This window comes from Streptomyces kebangsaanensis, from assembly GCF_001906585.1.
GTDB lineage: Bacteria > Actinomycetota > Actinomycetes > Streptomycetales > Streptomycetaceae > Streptomyces > Streptomyces kebangsaanensis.
The window spans coordinates 134,476-139,152 of sequence record NZ_JUJA01000058.1 but is presented as its reverse complement, the minus strand read 5'-3'; the positions used below and the strand labels follow the sequence as shown (position 1 = coordinate 139,152).

4 protein-coding genes are annotated in these 4,677 nt (G+C 67.8%); all 4 read left to right on the top strand.

Features of this window, described 5'->3' with window-relative positions; all coding sequences use genetic code 11:
- Positions 1 to 246 precede the first annotated feature (246 nt).
- The 4 genes from bldG to RH94_RS08785 all read left to right on the top strand — a co-directional run bounded on the left by bldG (position 247) and on the right by RH94_RS08785 (position 4,647).
- Positions 247 to 588: an anti-sigma factor antagonist BldG gene (gene bldG, locus RH94_RS08800; RefSeq protein ID WP_073947065.1), complete on the top strand. Its 342-nt coding sequence runs from the start codon at positions 247 to 249 to the stop codon at positions 586 to 588.
- Between the two features lie 105 nt (positions 589 to 693).
- On the top strand, positions 694 to 1,125 hold the full coding sequence (locus RH94_RS08795) for an ATP-binding protein (RefSeq protein ID WP_073947064.1): 432 nt from the start codon (positions 694 to 696) through the stop codon (positions 1,123 to 1,125).
- A 317-nt stretch (positions 1,126 to 1,442) separates the two neighbouring features.
- Positions 1,443 to 3,848 (top strand): sodium-translocating pyrophosphatase, encoded by a 2,406-nt coding sequence (locus RH94_RS08790; protein ID WP_073947063.1) that lies wholly within the window; start codon positions 1,443 to 1,445, stop codon positions 3,846 to 3,848.
- Between the two features lie 193 nt (positions 3,849 to 4,041).
- A complete protein-coding gene (locus tag RH94_RS08785; protein WP_073947062.1) occupies positions 4,042 to 4,647 on the top strand; it encodes a small secreted protein in 606 nt (201 codons plus the stop codon).
- The last annotated feature ends 30 nt before the right edge of the window (positions 4,648 to 4,677 follow it).

Sequence of the window (4,677 nt, the reverse complement as noted above, 5' to 3'; positions counted from 1 at the left end):
GCCGAGCCGGTCCAGAACCGCGCCTGGCGTCAGGCGGGTTGCGGGGTCCGTCGGGGATCGATCGGATCGGTGATTCTTGGCCATCGGCACCGAGTGTGTCACCGGCGTGCAGGACAATGGGACCAAGGCGTCGTGCACGCCTGCCGGTAAGTGATTGAATGCCATCGCGGCTGGCGAACCGTCCCGGGGGCTTCAAGCCGAGGTGCCCGAGGGGCGACCGCTCGATAGCAAGGTGCTGGAGGATCCGTGGACCTGTCCCTGTCGACCCGTACCGTCGGCGATCGTACGGTCGTCGAGGTCGGTGGCGAAATCGACGTATATACCGCGCCCAAGCTGCGCGAGCAGCTGGTCGAGCTGGTGAACGACGGGAATTTCCACCTCGTCGTCGACATGGAGGGCGTGGACTTCCTCGACTCCACCGGGCTCGGCGTGCTGGTCGGCGGTCTGAAGCGAGTGCGTGCCCATGAGGGCTCGCTGCGCCTGGTGTGCAACCAGGAGCGCATTCTCAAGATCTTCCGCATCACCGGTCTGACCAAGGTGTTCCCGATTCACACCACGGTCGACGAAGCGGTGGCGGCCACCGACTGACCGCCGGCCCCGGCCGGTGCCCGGGGCGGAAGAGTTCAAGCGGGGGACCGGACTTTTCGGCGGCCCGGTCCCTCGACAGCACGCCCGTAGCTCCGAGGGGGATGCATGGCCACCGTCGAACTCCGCTTCAGCGCGCTGCCCGAGCACGTCAGGACCGCCCGGCTGGTGGCGGCCGCGGTGGCGCGCAGGGCCGGGGTGGACGAGGCCGTCCTCGACGAGGTCAGGCTCGCCGTGGGCGAGGCCTGTTCGCGCGCCGTCGGACTGCATCGCAACGGCGGGGTCTCGGCACCGGTGAAGGTGCTGCTCACCGAGGAGGAGAAACAGTTCTCCATCGAGGTCGGCGACGAGGCCCGGCACACGCCGCACCACCCCGGGGACGCCCCGGGCGCCGTGGACGAGGCGGAGGTCGAGGAGGACGAGATGGGCCTCGCGGTCATCAGCGGCCTCGTCGACGACGTGGAGGTCTCGGCCGGGGAGCACGGCGGACAGATCAAGATGACCTGGCCGACCACGCCGCCGGCCGCCACGCTTCCCTGACGCGTGCCACCACCCGCTCGGCGCACCGCACGAGGGCCCTGCTCGGCAGGGCCCTTTGCGTTTTCGCCGACCGTGTCCACCAGGTACATTGAATTCGTGAAGGAATTCACGATCAGTCAGCAGATCATTTGATCAACCATTGATCGAGTGTCAATGGTTTTGAACCATTACCTCTTTCGGGTTCCGTGGCGTGACGTCGATCATTTGCTGAAGAGCAGGTGAAGGCCGATCCGGTTTGCCGCGCTCTGTTTTGATCAGGTTCCGCTACCTACAATCCGTCCACATCTTGAGCTCAGCCCAAGCGTCAAGGAGGACGAATGGCGGGGCTTTCTACCCCTCATCAGTTGGGCCACCCCACAACCTTCGCAGCCGCGGTCCTGACCAACGACAATCGGATCATCGTGGCGGTCATCGCGGCCGTCGCGCTGGCCGCGCTCGTGGTCGCAGGCATCCTGGTGCGCCAGGTACTCGCGGCGGGCGAGGGCACCGACAGCATGAAGAAGATCGCAGAAGCGGTCCAGGAAGGCGCGAAGGCCTATCTGGGCCGCCAGCTGCGCACACTCGGCGTATTCGCCGTGGTCGTGTTCTTCCTGCTCCTGCTGCTGCCCGCGGACGACTGGAATCAGCGTGCCGGACGATCGGTGTTCTTCCTGATCGGTGCGGCGTTCTCGGCGGCCACCGGCTATATCGGCATGTGGCTCGCCGTGCGCAGCAATGTGCGCGTCGCCGCGGCGGCCCGGGAAGCGACTCCCGCGGAAGGTGAGCCGCAAAAGGATCTCACCGCCGTCTCGCACAGAGCCATGAAGATCGCTTTCCGTACGGGCGGCGTCGTCGGCATGTTCACGGTGGGGCTCGGCCTGCTGGGCGCCTCCTGTGTGGTGCTGGTGTACGCGGCCGACGCGCCGAAGGTGCTCGAGGGCTTCGGCCTCGGCGCGGCGCTCATCGCGATGTTCATGCGGGTCGGCGGCGGCATCTTCACCAAGGCCGCCGACGTCGGCGCCGACCTGGTCGGCAAGGTCGAACAGGGCATTCCGGAGGACGATCCGCGCAATGCCGCGACCATCGCCGACAACGTGGGCGACAACGTCGGCGACTGCGCGGGCATGGCGGCCGACCTCTTCGAGTCGTACGCCGTCACGCTCGTCGCCGCGCTCATCCTCGGCAAGGCGGCCTTCGGCAACGACGGGCTCGCCTTCCCGCTGCTGGTGCCGGCCATCGGCGTGGTCACCGCCATGATCGGCATCTTCGCGGTGGCGCCGCGCCGCGCCGACCGCAGTGGCATGACCGCGATCAACCGCGGCTTCTTCATCTCCGCGGTGATCTCGCTCGCCCTCGTCGCGATCGCCGTCTTCACCTACCTGCCGTCGTCGTACGCCGACCTGACCGGTGTCACCGACGCGGCGATCACGGGCAAGAGCGGCAATCCGCGGATCCTCGCCCTGGTCGCGGTGGCCATCGGCATCCTGCTGGCCGCCGTGATCCAGCAACTGACCGGGTACTTCACCGAGACCAACCGGCGTCCGGTCAGGGACATCGGCAAGACCTCGCTGACCGGTCCGGCCACCGTCGTCCTCGCCGGTGTCTCCGTCGGTCTGGAGTCGGCCGTCTACACCGCCCTGCTGATCGGCCTCAGCGTCTACGGCGCGTTCCTGCTCGGCGGTACGTCGATCATGCTGGCGCTGTTCGCGGTGGCGCTGGCCGGCACCGGCCTGCTCACCACGGTCGGCGTGATCGTCGCCATGGACACCTTCGGCCCGGTCTCCGACAACGCCCAGGGCATCGCCGAGATGTCCGGCGACGTCGAGGGCGCGGGCGCGCAGGTGCTCACCAACCTGGACGCCGTCGGCAACACGACCAAGGCCATCACCAAGGGCATCGCCATCGCCACCGCGGTCCTGGCGGCGTCGGCGCTCTTCGGGTCGTACCGCGACGCGATCACCACCGGGGCGCAGAACGTCGGGGAGAGAATCTCCGGCGCGGGCGCGCCGATGACCCTGATCATGGACATCTCGCAGCCCAACAACCTGGTCGGCCTCATCGCCGGCGCGGCGGTCGTCTTCCTCTTCTCGGGGCTGGCGATCAACGCGGTGTCGCGGTCGGCGGGTTCGGTGGTGTTCGAGGTGCGGCGGCAGTTCCGTGAGAAGCCCGGGATCATGGACTTCAGCGAGAAGCCGGAGTACGGCAAGGTCGTCGACATCTGCACCAAGGACGCCTTGCGCGAGCTCGCCACACCCGGACTGCTCGCCGTCATGGCGCCCATCTTCATCGGGTTCACACTCGGCGTCGGCGCGCTCGGCTCCTACCTCGCGGGCGCGATCGGCACGGGGACGCTGATGGCGGTGTTCCTCGCCAACTCCGGAGGCGCCTGGGACAACGCCAAGAAACTGGTGGAGGACGGCCACCACGGAGGCAAGGGCAGCGAGGCCCATGCGGCCACGGTGATCGGAGACACGGTCGGCGACCCCTTCAAGGACACCGCCGGCCCCGCGATCAACCCGCTGCTGAAGGTGATGAACCTGGTGTCGCTGCTCATCGCGCCCGCGGTGATCAAGTTCTCCTACGGCAGTGACAAGAGTCTCGGCGTACGGATCGCGATCGCGGTCCTGGCGCTGGTCGTCATCGCCGGCGCGGTCTACATCTCCAAGCGGCGCGGAATCGCCGTGGGTGACGAGGACAACGCCGAACGGGTGTCCAAGCCGGCCGATCCCGCGGTGGTTTCGTAGGCGGCCTCGGCACAGACCCGGCGCAAGAGACGGGCGGGCGGCGCGTACGACGCGTCGCCCGCCCGTCGTCTGTGCGGATGCGCCCCTCGTGAGTCTTCTCTCGCTTGGTGCAAATGGCTGCAAGACCTCCCTTAAAGGGCGCCCGAACCGGGGGTGCCACCGGCATGCCGTGTATGTTCCGGGGCCGAGAGCCATGGAAGGGACCAATCCGGTGAACAAGAAGCTCGCGGCCGCACTGTCCGGCGGTGCGGTACTGGCACTGGCACTGACGGGCTGCACCAGCGGCAGCGACGACAGCAAGAACGAGGCGCTGAACGTCTGGGCCAAGCAGGTGTGCGGCGCGGTGCAGCCGCAGGCGAAGAAGATCGAGGCCGCCAACACCGCCATCCAGAAGGAGACCTCGGACAACAGCGAGCCGGCCCAGGTCCAGAAGACCGACGCGCAGGCCTTCCAGGACATGTCCGACGCCTACAAGGCGATCGGCGACGCCGTGAACAAGGCGGGCGCTCCCCAGGTCGACGACGGCGAGAAGAAGCAGCAGGCCGCGGTCAAGGAGCTCAACAACCTCAGTGCCTCCTACGCCTCCCTCAAGCAGCAGGTCGACAAGCTCGACACCAAGAACCAGGCCAAGTTCGCGGACGGCCTGAAGGACATCGCCACCCAGCTGGAGAAGCTGAGCAGGACCGGCAGCGACGCCCTGAAGAACCTGGAGGAGGGCGACGTGGGCAAGGCGATGGCCCGGCAGCCGAGCTGCAAGTCCGCGTCCGCGTCCGCCTCGCCTTCGGTGGCGAACGGCTGACACACGCGCGCGTGCGATGTCGGCGGGAGC

Excerpts from the sequence above, each read along its gene's own strand:
- RH94_RS08795 (WP_073947064.1), top strand. The coding sequence starts at position 694 with ATGGCCACCGTCGAACTCCGCTTCAGCGCGCTGCCCGAGCACGTCAGG.
- RH94_RS08790 (WP_073947063.1), top strand. The coding sequence starts at position 1,443 with ATGGCGGGGCTTTCTACCCCTCATCAGTTGGGCCACCCCACAACCTTC.
- RH94_RS08785 (WP_073947062.1), top strand. The coding sequence starts at position 4,042 with ATGGAAGGGACCAATCCGGTGAACAAGAAGCTCGCGGCCGCACTGTCC.